Origin of the sequence: Parabacteroides sp. ASF519, from assembly GCF_000364265.2 — a bacterium.
Classification (GTDB): domain Bacteria; phylum Bacteroidota; class Bacteroidia; order Bacteroidales; family Tannerellaceae; genus Parabacteroides; species Parabacteroides goldsteinii.
The window spans coordinates 6260539-6279492 of the sequence record NZ_AQFV02000006.1; the positions used below are offsets into that span (position 1 = coordinate 6260539).

Genomic DNA, 18954 nt, shown 5'->3' on the forward strand with positions numbered 1-18954 from the left:
ATATCACTACTGTCTTCTTTTCATATCACAGTTGGATTCCGTTTGTTTCACAGATGGATTTCTTTTGTATCACAGCTGTGATATGAATAGAAGATCAAGGGAAAATCACTCTACCCCAGAACAAAGTCATTGTATGTCCCAGGCAGCCGGCTAGACCCCAAGGGTAATTTTACTTTCCGGCCTTGTTCTTTTGAATAAATGCAGTAGGGATCATTCCGAACTCATTCTTGAAGACACGGGTGAAGTATGACTGGCTCTCGATACCAATCCGCTCCATCGTTTCACGGATAGACAAGTTTTCCTCTATCAGTAATGTTGCGGCCTTTCGCAGACGGTAACTTCTGATGAACTCGACGATCGATTTATCCGTTAACGATTTGACTTTCGCATAGAGTTTACTCCGGCTCATCGATAACTCGGAGGCAATGTAGCTGACATCCATGTCCGGCTGGTCGATACGGCTCTCGATAATCTCGATCAGACGGCTGATAAATTTATTATCCTGCTGGTTAGCCGCCAGTTCCCGGCTGTCAACGAAATAATTCCGGGCATAATGTTCCTTCAGGTTTTGCTGTTGCCTGAATATATTCTGCACAGTCAATTTCAGAAGTCCGAAATCGACCGGCTTTTCAAAATAAGCATCCGCACCGGAATCCAACCCTTCCATCTGATTCTCTAATCCTCCTCTGGCTGTCAGCATAATGAACGGTATATGGGAATAGTTCATGTTTTCCTTTATCTCCCTGCATAAAGTGATTCCGTTTTTTACCGGCATCATAATATCACTGATGATAAGGTCGATTTCCATTTCTTCCACTATACCGGATGCTTCCGCCCCATTCCCGGCCTCGACAATTTCAAAAGAAGCACGAAGATGCCCTGCCATCAAACCGCGCAAATCCTCATTATCTTCCACCAAAAGGATTCGTTTCCTGTCTCTCAACAAGAAAGATTCCTGTTTATCTGATTCCGGTTCGATAAAATATGACAATGTCATATTTTTCGCTGATGCTTCATTTTCCAACAGTTCCGCAGCATCATACATTTCTTTATCCAGAGGAAACTGCACAAGCATTTCCGTTCCTTTATTCCGTTCACTATAAATAGAAATGGCTCCTTTATGAAACAATACCAGGCTTTTTACCAATGCAAGCCCGATTCCGGAACCGATATGAGCCTCCGTATCATCCGAATCGACTTTATAGAAACGTTCAAACACCTGGGCTATAGATTCGGCAGAGATACCGACGCCTGTATCCTTGACCAGAATACTGAAAGTCCGAACCAACTCCGGATTAGATTGTATTTTATAGCTGTTTTTAAAACCGGACCGGAAAGGTTCCTTATCCAGCCGGGTCTCGACGACAATATGCCCTCCGTTGCCTGTGTACTTGAAAGCATTGTTCAATAAGTTCATGATTACTTTCTCCATGATCTGTTCATCGAAGTAAACAGACGCAGATAAAGCCGGATCGCACTGAATCGTGTAGTCGATCTCCTTTTGCAAAGCATACTCCTGAAAATCAGAAGCAACCTCCTGAACAAAACGGTTGATGTTGGACAAATGGACCTTCAGCTTCATTTTTCCGTTCTCCACCGTCCTGAAATCCATCAGTTCATTAACCAGATTCAGCAGGCGGCGGGTATTACTGTTCAACAACCGGATATAATGATTGTTCCCGTACTGCTGTTGCATATGCTCGACAGAAGCCATGATAAGAGACAACGGAGTTCGGAAATCATGGGAAATATTTGTAAAGAAGCGCAGTTGAGCCTGATGGTTCTCTTCCTTCTTCTTCATTTCCAGAGAATCCATATAAAGTTCCAGTTTCAGTTTTTTCTGATGATTGTAGTAATATAAAACAGTTCCTCCCAAAGTAAAAAACAGGAAACCGTAAATCGTATACGCCCACCAGCTAAACCAGGGAGCCGGCAACCTTCTGATCCGGATCGTTGTCGGAACATCATTCCATACCCCATCATTATTGGATGCCATCACTTCAAAAGTATAACTACCCGAAGGCACTTTGGCATAAGACACGATCCGGCTTGTGGCATCGATCTCTATCCAACGCTGATCGTATCCCACCAACCTGTATTTAAACCGGTTCTTCTCCGGTATCAGGTAATTATCGGAAGACAACTTAAAACCAAAATTTATCTGGTTATAATCCAAAACGATCTCTCTGGTGGTAGAAATCGACTGGTGCAACGGCGAACCGGTTGAATCAGGTTTTACAATCGCATTGTCTATATAAAAATCGGTAATAATAGCAGTCGGTTTAAATTCACTGAGCAACACTTCTTTCGGATTGATAATTGTAAAGCCGTTAGTCCCGCCAAAATACAATTCACCGTTTTTCCCTTTCATACAGGCCTTCGGATAAAATACGATCCCCTGTATCCCGTCTTTTTTATCAAAACGGAAAAAAGTATTTTTCTCTATATTATATTTAAACAGGCCGTTATCCGTACCCATCCAGAGATCGTTATCATCATCCGTACAAAGACTGTAAATAGTGGATACGTCATAGCGTAAAATATCGTTGACGGAATAAAACCGGTTATTCTTCACATCATATCTAACCAACCCGCTCCCAACCGTTCCAATCCAGACATTCCCTGTTTCATCCAGACATAACGCCTGTGCCCTGAGGCTGTAGGCCGAATCCGGAGCAATTTTCCTGTACTCTTTAGTTCTGACGTTCATATAGTAGAGTTCCTCGTTATTGACTACCCATAAATCATCACCTTTCCCCCGGCAAAGATCCGAGATGGAACTATTGTTGTTGTCCCTTTTCGACATATAATGAGTAAAACGGTCCGTAGCAAACGAATAGAAAGAAATACCGGTCGACTGATAGCTGATCCATAGGCCGGAATCAGCTTCCAGTATTATCTTTCTCAAATCGTTGGTCAACATTCCGTTGTCCGAGCGATAATCTTTATTGAATCGTTTAAAAGTCGAGGTTTTGTGAGAAAAGCAATCCAGTCCTCCCCGGTACATGGCAACCCACAGGTTCTGCGACGAGTCGATGACCAGCGATTTGACATTATCGTAAGTTAAACTGTTTCGCGACGGATTATGGGTATAATACCTGAACTCCCCCGTTTTCTTATTCATCCGGTTGACACCGCCTCCTTCCGTAGCAATCCACAGGGATTCATCATCCTCAGCAAAACCACTTACCACTTTATGGTTCAAACCGTTTTCACGGGGACTGAATGTACGGAAACGGGATGTTTCCTGAAAATTGAGATAACATAATCCACCCGAGTAAGTACCTATCCAGACATTTTTCTGGGCATCTTCTTCTATCGTCCATACCGAGTTGCTGGGCAAAGTAAAAATATCCGATTTTGAATTTGTGAAATGGGAATATTCCTCCGTTTCCGGATTCATGATATATAATCCTCTCTGAGTACCAACCCAGACATAACCGTTTTTATCGACATATAAGGTTTTCGACGGAACATATTCGTTATTCAGCGTACAAAAAAAGCTGTAGTGGTTAATAATGGACAAAGTCTGATAATCCAGCTTATACAGCCCATAGCTTTCGGTCAGCACCCACAACTCAATTCCATGTTTTTTTATTTCGATAATTGCCTGATTATCCGGAAGCGCACAAATTTGCTCAAAAAGCATTTTATCATAGTCAAACCGGTATATCTCACCATTGGACGTTCCGGTAATAAGTTCATCCTCATCAGCACACAGGATTACGGCATTATACAATAAACCTTTTTCCGACTCCATTCCGAAAAAGGTCTTTTTCTCCACATCGAAAATGCCCAGGCTGGCACTTATCAGCCAGAGGTTCCCCCGGGAATCCGTTTTAATGTTCATCGTATTCGGCTTGAACATTCTTTTAAAAGAATCGGTAATCTTATCGTAAACGAAAAGCCCTTTATTGGTTGAAACGAACAAATGTCCGCGGGCATCCAGTTCCACATCCCGGAAGTACCATTTATCCGAGGTATCCAGCATCCTGAAATAAGAATAATATCTTTTAAACTGGTAACCGTCAAAACGAAAAAGATCGTTCTCCATGACGATCCAGATAAAGCCGTCACTATCCTGCTGAATAGACTTTACCCCATCATAATAAAAGCCACCCTCAGGCGACAAGGTGTGGAATTTGTAGTTTTTTATATTCCCCGCCAGAGCTGGCAAACTGAAAGACAGGCAAATAAATAGTATCAGCTTGTATAAAGTATGATTTTTTCTGAATCTAAACATCGTAATCCCTCATTTTGTATAGAAATAAAACTCCCCCAAATATAGGATATTCAGGGGAGAGTTCTTTATTCAGCTTCGAAAAATATACGGATGTAGCCTTTTTTTGACTTTTCATTCAGACGGATTCCGATACGGGAAAACTCAGGACCGTTTTCCTGTATTTTTTCCGGGATAATGGTATATCCTTTCGGAGATGATACTTCTATTTTTACATTGACTGTATGTTGCTTACCTGACAGTTTTATTGTATTGTCTCCCTTTTCCTGCCAGTCGACCAGTGTCGTAACAGCAGATTCAAAAGAGCCGGCCTGATCCAATTCGAAACGATCTTCTATCAGCAAACTACCTTTTCCGCTACGGTCAAACACAAATTTACGGGTATATGATTTCAGATTCGGACAATCGTAAGCACTCGTTAAGTCCAAGACATATTCATCACGGGCAGCCGTAAAATCCGTTCCGATGATTTCTGCCCGGTATTCTTTTCCGGCTCCCTGTAACGCCTGGTCTATCACTGCGACAGGATGGCCGAAAGAGGAAATCGACTTGAATGTATACCGTTTATCCGTCCACATCGCACCGGCATAATGATAAGGACCTCCCGGATCACCCGCCAGTGTCTCATCTCCTATGATAAGAGAATAACTTCCCACATCATTATGATTGTGATGTTCGGCATTATTTCCGCCCTTCAGGGCAACTCCCATCGAATGTGCTGTTGGATTTTCCGGACGACAAATCAACACACCAGCTTTGTCAAAGAACATTCTGATCGGTTGTTTTCCGGCTGTCTTTGCTGCACTTTCAGCATGGCTGGATGTCTGTAAGGCTGTATTCGGGAAAAGTAACATCGCAGTAAAAACCGAAGGCCGGAGCTCCCGGGTATCGATCTGATCATAAGCAGACAACCCCAATCCCAGATTATGGTTACAATACCATAAAATCAGCGGAGAGACAGTCGTTCCGATCCGGCAATCGGCAAAAGCCGGATAAGCACCGTTGATAATTTCGAAATTGATGCCATACATCGCTATCTTTTTCATCTTTTCACTCTTGAACAAGTCTATAGTGCCTTTGGTGCGCTGATACAACTGTTCCCGTAAAATGATGTAATGCTGGAACCCGTAATTAAAATATCCCAACCCTTCCGTACAATATCCGTCGTCCGTATATCCCAGCACACTGTTCTGTGAATAATATTCGGCTGCGGCAACAAACAGGGCACGTTCCTTCCTATCTTTTATAACCCCGACAGCAGCACTGGTAACCCCTGCCAGACAAACGGCATTCCAGTTATTCGTATTATTGAACCAGTTAAAAGTATATCCTTTCCCCGTTTGTAAAGCATCTTTAACCGGATTGAAAACACGGACATACATGGAGTCTATCACTGCCTGCCTGACCGGTTCACTGATCTTATCATCCAAGAAATAAAGAGTCTCTGCCAACTCATGGACAAAAGCTGCCGCAGCCAGGTCCACTTCATGTTTTTTCCCGTAAAACACGTTCAGATACGTATCGTGGGCCGGAAGTATCCAGGAACGATGAGAGATCAGGTCTTTTAGGGTCGATTCTATTTTAGGGACAAAACGCCCTTTATTCTCCATACATTCAGCCCAGACCAACGGTGCCAGACGTGATTTCCGGGCATTCAGCATTTTCTCGCCGGGAGGCCTGACCCCATTCTTCGAAAATTCCAGGTAAAGTTCATCATCCCACGCCGGCATTTCCGTATTCAAGACCTCCTCAGCCTTTTTCAATACAGAAGGATAGTCAATTTTATCTTTAATCTTTTCCCACTCCGCACGGTTGTGATAGGATACGCCAAAACCAGCAGGTTCTTCCTCCAGGTAACCGGCAATTTCATTGATCCGCTGCCGGTTATTCTCTTCAAAAGGAACACTTTTCGGTACTTGCGCAGCCAAAGCAAAAGGCTTCTTTTCTCCGGGTATCAGGCAAACATCTACACACTGCCGGGTATTTGCCGGAACTTCAAATTCGAATCCAACAAAGATAGTTCCTTTATTGGAAGCATCATACTCATGGGGAGATTCCGTACTCCAGGTCCTGCTCTTTATCGCAACCGTCCCTTCTGCTTGTATTGTCAGTTTCTTTCCGTCCATGACAAGTACAATGGTATGGTCATCAATGATCTGAGGGGTAGCGGCTGTCAGCAGATTCCACCGGATCGAAGCCGCCTTGTCATTCGTCCGGATTTCATCACGGATCAGGACATATTCGTTATTGATAATCCCGGCACCTCTTTTCAGGCTACTGACTTCCGTTTGGTATAAAGACGTAAGATCCATTGAAACAGACATCAGTCGGTCCTTCTCTGTAATATTTTCCACCGGGGCATGTCCTGCTATGATCTGTTTCTTTCCATTTACAGTCAATGTATTATGAGCCATATTGTTATAGCGGAACACATCCCAGCGGGGAGATTCCTGCGTCATATTCCACAGGTCAATACCTTTCGATTCCAGCGAATGATAATCCTGTGCCCCGAAATCCATTGCCCACCGGATGCCATCCGACTCCATCACAAAAGAGCCTATATCCATATGTCCATGGCTTTCTTTCGGGGTTCCTCCCTTCACACCCAGGTAAATAGCGTTATCCGATTCCCAGGAAGTCCGCATAATAGCAAGAGCACTTTTACCTTGTCCCGTATACATCCGTTCGACAGGAGTCGTGACGTCTTTAAACGAGAGATCCTTACCCCATATAAGCAACATGGGGAGATAACGGTCTTTAGTCAGACTGGGATCTTTTCTGACTTCAAGCGTTTTCAACTTATCCTGTTCTCTCCAGATAAGCGAAGGGGTATTCGTCTTTCCGGCAAACCAATACATAACCGGATTCACGACTGTGGAACTCCCGTTATCGGCAAAGTTAAAACATTGTAGACTGACATGTTTTGATTCTGCAACACGTTCCAGCGATTTTGTGACAGCCAGTTTATTTACTGCTTTGGCAGTACCTTCCATATGTTGCATAAAAGAGGCTGTATTTAAAAATCCGGGGGCCTCGCAAAGGCCAAAATCCTTTTTCCAGATTGTTTCCAGCAGATCAATGAACAACACATTATAGGTCGTCCCATAAATCCAGTAACCGTATCCTTCGGGATAAGCCCCGTTATTCACATAGACGGTCATCGGTTTGCGTATCGACTCCAGGGCACGGTTTATCAGAGCTGCAGACTCCTCCGGTTGTAATTCATACAAGGCGAGTGCCCCAAAAGTAATGCCTCCATTACAAACCTGGTTCCAATTGTTATTGCCACCCAGCCAGCCATTATATTGTTTTTCCAGCGATGGCTTCAGACCCTTCTCCCTGATTGCTGCGGCAATCTGTTTCCTCGATTTTTCAGACAACCGGGGATATAGCCAATCATATCCGATCGACACGGCAGAAGTCATCTCCGCCACATCCAAAAAATGACTGGGATTCCAGTCTGACAGACCGGCCATTGCCAGCAACTCTTTTTCCGCCCGCAGAAAATAGGTATCCTCCTGCGTCAGACGAAAAGCATACGACAGGTAAAGAATCCTCCGGATAGCTTCACGCGAAGTATGTAAGATTCTGCGCCCTTTCTGGTTACGGGTAAGGACCGGTAGCGGAAGCATCCGGTCGCATTCCTGTATAATCTCGTTGTGCAAGGTTTGCAACAGAGGCTCGGAAGATATCTTATCCTTCAACAGTGTTTCTTCTCCCTTGGTTAAAAGAAGACGGGGGTGCTCCGGAACAACCTCATGCGAAGAGATCCCGGATAATGACTGTGCATGCAAGACTACCGGCAAAAGCAAGGCGATCAATAAGATATACTGTTTCATTTTTTCTCTATTTGGGTAACTGAATAAAAAGAAAGTGTACCGGTCTCGTAGGACATACGGAACACTTTCCATAATTTATTATTTCAACTTATACTCCGGATAAGCGTCGACCACATGCATAATGCCATTGGTCGGCTGCAAATTGGAAGTCACTACCGAAACGACCTTTCCCGAATTTACCACGTCATTGATCCGGACTTCAAACTTATTTTGTGCATCATTATTCTGAGGTCTCAGGCTCAGATACATGATTGCATCCGGATTCATGGTTTCAACTTTTACCGGTGTAGTTGTCAGATCCAGAGAATGATAACGTCCCTTTACAATATATGAATTCAGTAATGTCTTAATATCTTCTACTTTCATTGCCTGCAAACCGGAATAACGATTATCCTTTAGATAACTGGTGAACGCTACGTCATTCAGAATAATAAAAGTACGGTCGTCGATCTCATATTCCTGCTGGTAACCGGCCAGTGTAATTGCGTCATACAGCAAAGACATATCCATATTTTTACGGCTTTCAATAAAAGCATAGGCCGACATATCCATTGTCAGTTCAACCGGACTGTATTCATATTCAAAATCCTTTTGCAGATCAAGTCCGAACAGGTTGCATGAACTGAATATTGAAGCCATGAAACAACCTGCAATTAGTTGGAATAGTATTTTTTTCATATCTGTATCTTTTTAATAATTACCATTTTGAATCAAATTCGCATTTTCCAGAATATTATTATAATATACCGGCCAGTAAAGCTGCCATTCATCTGTAAAGCGGGGGCATACGTCACCTGTTTGCGCTTCAATGTAATTTTCAAAATAATCGTTCATCACTTTCATCGCCCGGCCTGTACGGATCAGGTCAAACCAACGGCGTCCCTCACCCAACAGTTCCAGCTGCCTTTCCTGAAGGATAGCATCCTCCATAGCCAGAGTCCGGTCCGAAGCATTTGTAAAATCGTCCATCGTCTTCAGTGACAGTCCCGCCCGCTCGCGGATCATATTCAGTAATTCCAGTGCTTCTTCCTGTCTCTGCTGCTTATTCAGCGCTTCCGCTCTCAGCAATAGAATATCAGCATAACGGTAAAAAGGAACATACTTTTCATTTGCTTCAATCACACGTTCACCCGGTTGCCATTTCCAGATGGATGCATCGCCATTCGGACTGGATATGTGGTTGGATGCATAGACAATCGTAGTATCGATCGTCTGATAACGGCGAAGGTCCACACGATATTCCTCCGTATTCCACAAGTTCTTCACTCCTTCCGAAGGTATCATCTGCGGAGCAGCTGTCCGGCACATCATATAGATAATCCAGTTCTGTTTATTATTCTGGTAAGACCATTTCATTGTCCAGATGTTTTCGCTGGTAGTACCGTCTGCACAAACCTGGGCAAATTCAGTCCCTTTGAGAAGCGAATAGCGTTTCAAATCCATCAGTTTCCCGGAGTAAAGAATTGCTTTGTCATAGTCACGCATCCACATGGCGTAATCGGTATAAAGGGCATACAAGGCACCGGGATTGAAACGGAACACATCATTCTGGCCTTCGTCCACTAATTTCACAGCTTCTTCCAGGTCTTTTCCCACCAGGTCCAACACTTGCGACTGAGGAGACTGAGTCGGTTTTTCAACATCAGCCAAAGATAAAGTCGGCTTTTCTACCAACGGGACATTTCCCCATATTCTCGCCAGATTGAAATAACAGAAAGCACGTAAGAAATAAGCCTCAGCCAAATAATTATCCTTCTTAATCGCAGTCAGTCCCTGCACATCAGGTATATAATGCAAAGCATAATTAACAGTAGAGATAGATTTATACCACACATTCCAATCAGCAGAGACATGCGATGAATTCAGTTTATTGGTATTGGCGGCATAGGTAGGCATACTGCTGGAAACCGTTGTTCCCACAAAGTTATCGGAGCGCATCTCAAACCAGGTCATATAATTACCGGCACTGTTCTTATTATAGTTTGTCTGGAAATCCGCATAAACAGAATTCAATGCGGCACGGACATCATTATCAGTCTGCCAGAAAGTGGAAGTTGCAATATCACTCACGGGGTCCACATCCAGAAAATCATTCAGGCAAGAGGTGAACAAAAGAGTCGACAAGAAAACTGCATATATCTTTTTCATCTTCATATACATTTAAAAGTTAACATTTACTCCGAACAGAATATCTTTTGCCTTCGGATAGGAGTTATTATCATAACCTACGGCAAATCCGCTGCTTGGTAATTCAGGGTCGAAACCGGAATAGTTCGACCAGGTAAAGAAGTTTTGCATCATAGCTGATACGCTCAATGATTCAACACCGATCTTTTTCACGATATTTTTAGGCAATTCATAAGCCAGACGGATATTCTTCAAACGGATATACGAACCATCCTCGATCCAGAGACTGCTGGCAAAGCGGGTATTATCCATGACTGCCGCACCATTTGGTTTCGGGAACTTGGCTATATCGCCGGGAGCTTTCCATGAATTAGCGATATTAGCTGGGTTACCGCGGGTGATAGCCGACCATTTATGTTCCGAACGGCTCTGCTCGTAAGCATTGAATACATCTCCGCCTATGGCAAAGGAGAAGAACAAAGAAAGTGTGAATCCTTTATACGTAAAGTCGTTATTGAAACCTCCGATCACGTCCGGCTGTCCGCAACCCAGTACCTGACGGTCTTTGGCATCGATGATACCGTCCTTATTGACATCGTCCCACATAACATCACCGCCTTTGAAAACATCACCGGCTGCCGTATTATAACGATACTGTTTGATCTCGCCGTCATAAGCCTTGCCATCCAGTTCATAGCCGGTAAAGCGGTCTTTTTCATCAAATATCGGAGTAAGCTGTTTCCAGTCGGGGGTAAAGGCATTCGATTCATCATACGGGAAAATAGCATTAGCTTTCCATCCATACATAGTTCCTACCGCATATCCCTTATCCAGGATATATACCGTATTGATAAACTGTTGTCCGCCCTCCGGAATGGAAACGATCGTATTCTTATTGAACGAAAGGTTCAATGAGGTATTCCACTGGAAATCTTTCGTTTTAATATTGGTTGAATTCACCGTTATTTCCCATCCTGTATTTTTTACATCGCCAATATTCTGATAAGAACTGCTGAAACCGGATGTTTGCGGCAATTTAACCTGATAAAGAACATCTGAAGTCTTTTTGTTATAATAATCTGCTATCAATCCGATTCTTCCGTCCAGGACAGAGACATCGAGACCGATATTGTACTGCTGCGTCTGTTCCCATCCCAGATTCCTGTTCTCTAACTGGTTCGGGTAAATACCCGGCATATCCGCATAGAAATTTGTTGTGTACAATCCCAAAGAAGAGAAATTTCCGGCAACCTGGTTACCCGTTACACCATAACTCAGTCGTAATTTGGAATCGCTGACTACCGGTTTCATCCATTTCATAAAAACTTCATCCGAAAATCTCCATCCCAATGAGGCTGACGGGAAAAAGCCCCAGCGTTTATCCGTACCGAAACGGGAAGAACCGTCGTAACGCAAGTTTGAATTAAACAGGTACTTACCTTTATAACTGTACGAGATACGTCCGAAGAAAGAAGCCAGCCGGTTCGCAGTCCAGGTCGCTTTCGTATTGGTCATATCCACACCACCATAGGCATTTGAAATTTCAATGGCGTCACTGATATTATCGACAACGGCCAGTTTCGTCATTTCCGTTTTAAATTCCTGAAGACTGAAACCTCCCAACACGGTTAACGCATGGTCTTTATTGAACGTTTTATTATAAGTCAGCACATCTTCATGTGTCCAACTGGTTTTCGTATCGTCCTGGTTGGTCGATTTACGACGTCCGTTCACATCCAGGATAGCCGGACGGAAGCTCTGGTATTTCTGTAAATTGATACTACCGGCAATACTGGCTTTAAACTTCAGTTCGTCCAAAATCTTGTATTCCAGAAACTCGTACAGGTCCAGATTGTATATCTTATAATTATTCTTTCCGACCATACTTTCAGCCAAAGGATTACTACGGCTTGCCAGAATCGGGGTATAACTGCCGTCGGGTTCTATCACATTATAGTTGGCAGGACGCTGAAGGAGACGCGACCGGGATTCACTGGTCGACCTGCGCTGGTTGGAAATAGTCAATGCCAGACGATTACCGATAGTCAGACGCGGAGTCGCGTTGTAATCGGCATTGATACGAGTTGTCAAACGTTTATTAAAGGTGTTGACCTGAATACCCTGCTCTCCCAGATAACCTGCACTGACAAAATATTTCAATTTCTTTTCTGCACCGGAAACGCTGACATCCACCTGGTTTGTCCACGCATGTCTGAACAACAAATCCTGATAGAAATTGTCAGCAGTCATGGACGGGTTCAAAGAGTCGCGGTTGGCGATCGTCGTATAATTGCCGTTCAGGAAATTACGTAAAGTTTCATATTGGATACCTTGCAAGCGGCTCATCTGGGCCAGTTTTTTACCTATCCGTGACTGTTTCAATGAATAATTGGCAGAAACTTTTGCTTTTCCTTCCTGTCCCTGTTTGGTAGAAATAATGACAACACCATTGGCAGAGCGGGAACCGTAGATGGCAGCAGAGGCGGCATCCTTCAAGACCTCGACGGATGCTATGTCACGCGGATTGATATTATCGATATTCGAAACTTCCATTCCGTCAACAATAAACAACGGATTGGAGCCGCCGTCACTCAAAGTGGAGGTACCACGAATACGGAATGTAGCGGCAGTACCCGGTTCGGAAGTACTCATAATATCCAGACCTGAGACTTTCCCCTGTAGGGCAGACGCAATGTTTACAGGTTCATTGGACTGTATATCCTTATCACTTACAGAAACGATAGAACCGGTAATATCCCTTTTCTTCATCGAACCGTAACCGACAACGACAACTTCATCCAAAGCCTGGGAAGATTCTTCCATACTTACATGGATAATTTTCCGGCTATTGACATTGACCGTTTGTGTATTATATCCCAGGAACGTAAATTCCAAAACACCGGTAGCCGGCACCTGGATCGAATACTTACCGTCCATATCGGTCATAGTACCGGTTTGTGTTCCCTTCAATACGATATTGACGCCGGCCATCGGACCCAGTTTGTCGGTGACTGTACCGGTGACTTGTATATTCTGAGCAGAAAGGACAGTCCCAATGCTAACAAAGAGCAACAGGAGCAAAAACTGTCTGTATTTATTAATGTGGTTCATTGTATACTGAATTTAAAGTGATTATTCTTGTTTCGTTGTTACAGAGACCGTATAAGTGGCAGTCTTCTTGCCATCTTCCGAAGTGACTGTGAATTGAACAGGTTCTGTAAAATCATAGGCCTTTCCATCCGGTTTGTCAAACGAGGCATTAAAAGACTCCGGAGAAAGTTCAAATTTCGGAACCAGTTTTGTCAGATCTGTGTTTGCGGGCACCACAAGAGTCGCAGTTTTGTTATTCTCATTACAAACCGCTTTCACCGGTTCTCCCGTTTCCGGGTCTGCAACAGCAGGGATAGCAACAGAATACAATTGACAGGCCGCATACTTGTACGTCATATCCAGAACCACTTCATAAACGGCTTTTTTCCCGCTTTCCGCTACAACCGTATATTCAATGAGACCAGCGGAAAAATCGACAGCCTCCAGGCTTTTGGGAGTGACACTCGTCCAGGGAGCCGCCACAATCTCCGGACGAATCTCTTTCAGGTCCAGATGTGAAGGCAGCTTCAACGTAATTGTTTTTTTACTCTGGTCGATAGTAGCAATGTGCTGTACAAAAACATTGCCTCCGTTCTGGGCAGGGTTCAATGTAAAGCGAACAATACTACGCATGTTGGATGGCGGATAATCACTAAGATCTTCACTGCCACAACCAAAACCGATAAAGATAAGGCACAGAAACGTGCTTAAATAAATACTTAGTTTTTTCATGTGTCGAATACAACTAAAAAGGTTAAACATCTATTATTTTATTTTTCTCTCTCTGCGAATTTATACATCTCGGATGCGACCATCAGAAAAGCACCGCTGCCATATTCCTGGTTATCCGCTGCCTTTACATTTTCAGGACTAGCGCCGATAGCCTGTACATATCCCAATTTCCCGTTTTCATCTATACACTCCAGCAAGGCAGTCCATGCCCGGCGTACTTTAGGCATATAAATATCCCGAGACAATAATCCGTTATTAATTCCCCAGATCATGGCATAAGTGAAAAATGTGCTGCTGCTGGTTTCTTTTACGGGCACTTCTTCCGGATCCAGAAGACTCGCACGCCAGAGTCCGTCCGGTTGCTGAACAGATGCTATTTTTGTTATCATTTGCATATACAGTTCCTCATAATCCTTATAAATCGGACTCTTTTCCGGAATCAGCGATAAGAGTTGGGCCAACCCGCCTACCACCCAGGCATTTCCCCGTCCCCAGAATACTTTCTTTCCATTGGTTCTCAATGCATTGAAATAACGCTTGTCCCTAAAGAAAAGACTATCATCTTTACTATACAGAAAATCAGTTGAATCCCAATACATTTCTTGCAGATAGTCGTAATATTTACCATCACCTGTTATAGTAGCCAGACGGGCCAGCACCGGCGGTTCCATATATAAGGCATCGCACCACCACCAATCGACACGACCGGGTTGAGGGTCAGCGATCAGACTATCTATTGCTTCCTGTATCCCGTGAAGCATCTTCGGTTCCTTCTCTGCTTTATAGGCATCCAGATAAGCCTGCCCACAGGCCAGATCGTCTGCATGGCGGTACCGGCGTCCTCTTTTCCAGTTCCATCCATCCGCCCATTTCTTTGTCTGTTCCAGATAGGCCGGATCAGCAGTTGTCTGATACGCATACATTATACCGGAATAAAAGACAGAACGGGCCCACTGTTCCTGTTCCGCATTTATATCTACCGGATGGTTAACCTGCCATCGGAAAACATCGAGCATTTTCTCTTTAATAAATGCTTTTGAATAAATATCTTCTTCAGCCGATTTCTTTTCTCCAGAAAAAGAGCAGGAACAAAGCTGGATTGTTAATACACTGACAAAAACAAATTTCAATTTCATGATTTGCGATTTAGGTGATTTTTAGTCCAAAAGTACAGGGATAAGGAAAAGGTCTTTTGTCCGAATAAGCATCCTTTTGTCTCTATTTGCCTTTTACACAGGAAAAAGCAGAAAAAAAACGATTTGCACTAAATTTGAAGACAAATGAGCAAAAACTCTCTTATTGCCATATTACCCGTTTATATATATCTTTGCACCCCAAATCAACAAACAGAAAAAGATTCATGAAACGACTGACTGTATTTTGCCTGTCGGCCTTGCTGACGGGAACTACTTTTACCGCTACTTCGCAGAAGACGTTAATTCCTAACAATACGGAAGTATTCAAACTGTCGCTCGAAACTCATGGTTCTTATAACGAAGCGCTTTCCGGGGAAACCGAACGCGACCGTTTTCTGTTGAATGATTTCAAGCTGGAAGCGACCGGCACCGTCCTCCCCTGGCTTTCCTATGCCTACCGCCAGGTGCTCTGTTACCGGAATGAATGGGTGCGTGCCAACGGATTCGGTTCTTATATCGAGAATGCGTGGGTGAACTTCCAACTCTCCGAAAAATTCTCCGTCACTGCCGGAAAGCAGGATGCTGCCTGGGGTGGTTTCGAATACGACGAATATCCTTACCGGATTTACGATTACAGTGATATGAATGACTGGATGGAATGCTATTTTACAGGAGTCGCCGTCAGCTATGAACCTACCGGAACACAGGAGATCTGTGTACAAGTGACGAACGGCAACGATAACCGCAGCAAATCTCCTTCTTTCTATAACCTGGGATGGAACAGCAGCTATCTGGATGAGATGTTATCTCTTCGTTATTCCGTTACAGCCGGACAACAGGCCAAAGGGAACTGGATGTGGATGGTATGGGGCGGACAGCAGGTGGAAGCCGGAAAATTCCTGGGATATTTCGATGTGATGTACACCCGGGGCAAGATGGACCCGATGGGATTGCTGGCCGAGCAGTTCGAACCCGAAGACGAAGAGAACGGGGCTTCAATAGGAAATACGAGTTATCTATCGCTGGTCGCCCGTTTGAATTATCAGATCCATCCGAAGTGGAACCTGTTTGTAAAAGGGATGTACGAAACTGCATCCGTATACAAGGCTAACGGTCCTTACGAGTCGGGTAAATACCGTACCGCCTGGGGATATCAGGGAGGGGTCGAGTTCTACCCGATGGGAGACGACAACCTGCATCTTTTCATGACAGGTACCGGACGGGCTTACAGCCTGACAGAAAAAGCAAAGGCGTTCGATGTCTTTGCAGAGAACACCGGACGCCTTTCCGTAGGGTTTGTTTATAAGATTCCTTTATTCTAAAACTGTAGCAACAACGAATCTCCTGCCTCCATCTCTACTGTCAGCATACCGTCAATAACCGGTAAGGAGGCTGGTTTCTGATTCATTTTAATACTCATATTAGAAGATTCGGCAGGCAGTTTGATGCGGAATGTTCCCGGAACAACGGCTTTAAGTCCGGCTTCCGTCATTTTTCCTTCTGCCCATTTAGCTGATACTTCGCCACCACCCTGAACTTTGAGTCCTTTGAAACTACCGGTCTTCCAGGCTGTAGGCAGGGCCGGGAGCAACTCGATATTTCCGGTCTGGCTCTGTACAAGCATTTCGGCAATACCGGCACAACCTCCATAATTGCCATCGATCTGGAACGGCGGATGCGCACAGAACAGATTCGGATAAGAACCGCCTCCATTCACCATATTCGTCGTTTTTTCCACACAGGGACGCAGCAGGTCGACCAACAGTTTATAAGCATGGTCGCCATCATGCAAACGTGCCCAGAAATTGATCTTCCAGGCCATCGACCAACCGGTACTCTTATCACCTCGTGCTTCGAGTGTCTTACGGGCAGCTTCCGCCAGTTCGGGGGTATGCTCCATAGAGATTTCATTTCCCGGATAAAGTCCATACAGGTGGGAAACATGACGATGATGCGGTTCGACTTCTTCATAGGGTTCAAGCCATTCCAGGATACGGCCATCCTTACCGATCGTGGTTGGCATCAGACGGGAACGCTTATCCGCCAGTTCCTGACAAAAAGCAGAATCAATTCCGAGGATATTGGCTGCCGCAATCGTATTGGTAAACAGCTCACGGACAATCTGATTATCCATAGTCGAACCGGCACAGATATGTATAGCTTTGCCGTTCGGCATACGGTAAGCATTTTCAGGCGAAGTGGTAGGAGCCGTTACCAAATAATTATTTCGCGGGTCACGAACCAACATATCCGTAAAAAATAAAGCAGCACCTTTCATCACCGGATAGACCTCTTTCAGATATTCTTTATCCAGTGTATATTGATAGTGGGTAAACAGATGTTCGCATAACCAGGCGGCAGACGTATTGGTCGCTCCCCAGGAAGGATGTTCGCCCGGAGCAGTAAATTCCCATACATTACCCAGGATATGTGTCACCCAGCCACGTGCATTATAAAAGACTTTGGCTGTACGTTCTCCACTTTCTACCTGCTGTTTCGTCCACTCGATCATCGGGAGATGCAATTCGGAAAGGTTCGTTACTTCTGCGGGCCAGTGATTCATCTGAAAATTGATATTCAGATGATAGTCGCCATTCCAGGGAGTATTGATCGTATTACACCATAATCCCTGAAGATTAGGAGGCAATGAACCGGTACGGGTTGACGAGATCAGCAGATAACGTCCGAACTGGAAATAAAGGGCCCCCAGCGACGGATCGTTCTGATCCTCCTGGAAAGCATGCAAACGTTCATTGATCGGCATCTCATCCCTTGCGGAACGACCCAGGTCCAGATCGACCCGGTCGAACAGGGAACGATAGGCATTGACATGCTCCTTTCTCAAGGTGGAATAATCTTTTCTTTCCGACTCGGCCAGCAAAGAGAACAGTTGGTCTTCAAATCCTTCGTTCTTATAATTAGTCGCCATACTCACCAGCAGGATGGCTTCGGAGGCATTCTGAACGGTCAATGAACTGTCCCCGGGGATCAGAGAACCGCCTTTAGGCAGGAGAACCCGTACACGGGCGCCATATTTAACACCTTTCATTTCCAGCGTATCCACGCCGTCCGGCAATTGTCCTTTCATCAGCAAGTCCTTTCCGTCGACCGACAAGGCATAATGTTCGGGACGGTTCATCCCCACCGTAAAGTTAAGCGCCTTATCGGCATCTGCCATCAAATGAACCACACCCAGATCACCGGAGAAAGAGGTAAACGACTCACGGCTGTAATTCACTTTTCCCTTGCGGAAAGAAGTAGAGGCTATCGCATCGTTCAGATTCAACTCACGACGGTAAGCGGCTACGGAATCGGAACCGTCTACATATACATAATCCAGCACCAGATTTCCCAGCAACTGGTAACTGCCATAGGGAACATTGGCACCCTGTCCTTGACCGCTACCAGCCCCTTTACAAACAAAGGTGCGATACATCAGGTCCTGTGCTTCGTCGTTTTTCCCTTCAAAAAGCAGACGGCGTATATTTGCCAGCGACCAGACGGCCTGCGGGTTATCCGTATCCTGTTTGCTTCCGGACCACATGGAAATTTCATTCAACAGGATGTTTTCCTTATTGATTCCACCGTCGGGCATCATTCCCAGACGACCGTTTCCCAATGGCAGAGTTTCCTCCCAGATGCGGGCAGGTTCATCAAAGTGATAAGCGATCTTATTGGCTGTTTTCACTTCTGCCATATCACAGGAAGCCAGCAATACCAATAAAGCAACAATAGAAGGATGAATTATTTTCCGTCCTATTTCCTTTAATCGAATCGAGTTCATAGTATT

9 protein-coding genes are annotated in these 18954 nt (G+C 44.6%); 1 reads left to right on the forward strand and 8 read right to left on the reverse strand.

From position 1 onward, the window contains the following. Positions 1-169 precede the first annotated feature (169 nt). The 7 genes from C825_RS25285 to C825_RS25315 all read right to left on the reverse strand — a co-directional run bounded on the left by C825_RS25285 (position 170) and on the right by C825_RS25315 (position 15164). Positions 170-4243 carry a hybrid sensor histidine kinase/response regulator transcription factor gene (locus tag C825_RS25285; RefSeq protein WP_010800607.1) on the reverse strand — a complete coding sequence of 1358 codons (4074 nt, stop codon included), beginning with the start codon at positions 4241-4243 and terminating at the stop codon, positions 170-172. A gap of 65 nt (positions 4244-4308) precedes the next feature. After that, the gene (locus C825_RS25290) at positions 4309-8079 is read right to left on the reverse strand and encodes a heparinase II/III domain-containing protein (protein WP_228100069.1); all 3771 of its coding nucleotides are present in this window, start codon (positions 8077-8079) and stop codon (positions 4309-4311) included. A 78-nt stretch (positions 8080-8157) separates the two neighbouring features. Then, positions 8158-8757: a fasciclin domain-containing protein gene (locus C825_RS25295; protein ID WP_009859660.1), complete on the reverse strand. Its 600-nt coding sequence runs from the start codon at positions 8755-8757 to the stop codon at positions 8158-8160. 12 nt (positions 8758-8769) lie between these two features. Continuing rightward, positions 8770-10227 (reverse strand): RagB/SusD family nutrient uptake outer membrane protein, encoded by a 1458-nt coding sequence (locus C825_RS25300; protein ID WP_010800609.1) that lies wholly within the window; start codon positions 10225-10227, stop codon positions 8770-8772. Between the two features lie 12 nt (positions 10228-10239). Beyond that, the gene (locus tag C825_RS25305) at positions 10240-13317 is read right to left on the reverse strand and encodes a SusC/RagA family TonB-linked outer membrane protein (protein WP_010800610.1); all 3078 of its coding nucleotides are present in this window, start codon (positions 13315-13317) and stop codon (positions 10240-10242) included. Between the two features lie 21 nt (positions 13318-13338). Beyond that, complete coding sequence (locus tag C825_RS25310; protein ID WP_228100070.1) at positions 13339-14028, reverse strand: SGBP N-terminal domain-containing protein; 690 nt, start codon at positions 14026-14028, stop codon at positions 13339-13341. A gap of 38 nt (positions 14029-14066) precedes the next feature. After that, on the reverse strand, positions 14067-15164 hold the full coding sequence (locus C825_RS25315) for a glycoside hydrolase family 88/105 protein (protein WP_010800611.1): 1098 nt from the start codon (positions 15162-15164) through the stop codon (positions 14067-14069). A 224-nt stretch (positions 15165-15388) separates the two neighbouring features. On the opposite strand from C825_RS25315, the gene C825_RS25320 reads away from it, so the two are divergent. Then, positions 15389-16486, forward strand: a complete 1098-nt coding sequence (locus C825_RS25320) for a porin (RefSeq protein WP_010800612.1) — start codon at positions 15389-15391, stop codon at positions 16484-16486. On the opposite strand, the gene C825_RS25325 is transcribed toward C825_RS25320, so the two are convergent. Continuing rightward, entirely contained in the window at positions 16483-18861 is a 2379-nt protein-coding gene (locus tag C825_RS25325) for a glycoside hydrolase family 95 protein (protein ID WP_173012310.1), read from the reverse strand. The genes C825_RS25320 and C825_RS25325 overlap by 4 nt on opposite strands. Positions 18862-18954 lie beyond the last annotated feature (93 nt).

What these genes read in the sequence shown, in the direction of transcription:
- C825_RS25310 (WP_228100070.1), bottom strand. Translation starts at nt 14,028, where the DNA reads ATGAAAAAACTAAGTATTTATTTAAGCACGTTTCTGTGCCTTATCTTT.
- C825_RS25295 (WP_009859660.1), bottom strand. Translation starts at nt 8,757, where the DNA reads ATGAAAAAAATACTATTCCAACTAATTGCAGGTTGTTTCATGGCTTCA.
- C825_RS25305 (WP_010800610.1), bottom strand. Translation starts at nt 13,317, where the DNA reads ATGAACCACATTAATAAATACAGACAGTTTTTGCTCCTGTTGCTCTTT.
- C825_RS25285 (WP_010800607.1), bottom strand. Translation starts at nt 4,243, where the DNA reads ATGTTTAGATTCAGAAAAAATCATACTTTATACAAGCTGATACTATTT.
- C825_RS25320 (WP_010800612.1), top strand. Translation starts at nt 15,389, where the DNA reads ATGAAACGACTGACTGTATTTTGCCTGTCGGCCTTGCTGACGGGAACT.
- C825_RS25315 (WP_010800611.1), bottom strand. Translation starts at nt 15,164, where the DNA reads ATGAAATTGAAATTTGTTTTTGTCAGTGTATTAACAATCCAGCTTTGT.
- C825_RS25290 (WP_228100069.1), bottom strand. Translation starts at nt 8,079, where the DNA reads ATGAAACAGTATATCTTATTGATCGCCTTGCTTTTGCCGGTAGTCTTG.
- C825_RS25325 (WP_173012310.1), bottom strand. Translation starts at nt 18,861, where the DNA reads ATGGCAGAAGTGAAAACAGCCAATAAGATCGCTTATCACTTTGATGAA.
- C825_RS25300 (WP_010800609.1), bottom strand. Translation starts at nt 10,227, where the DNA reads ATGAAAAAGATATATGCAGTTTTCTTGTCGACTCTTTTGTTCACCTCT.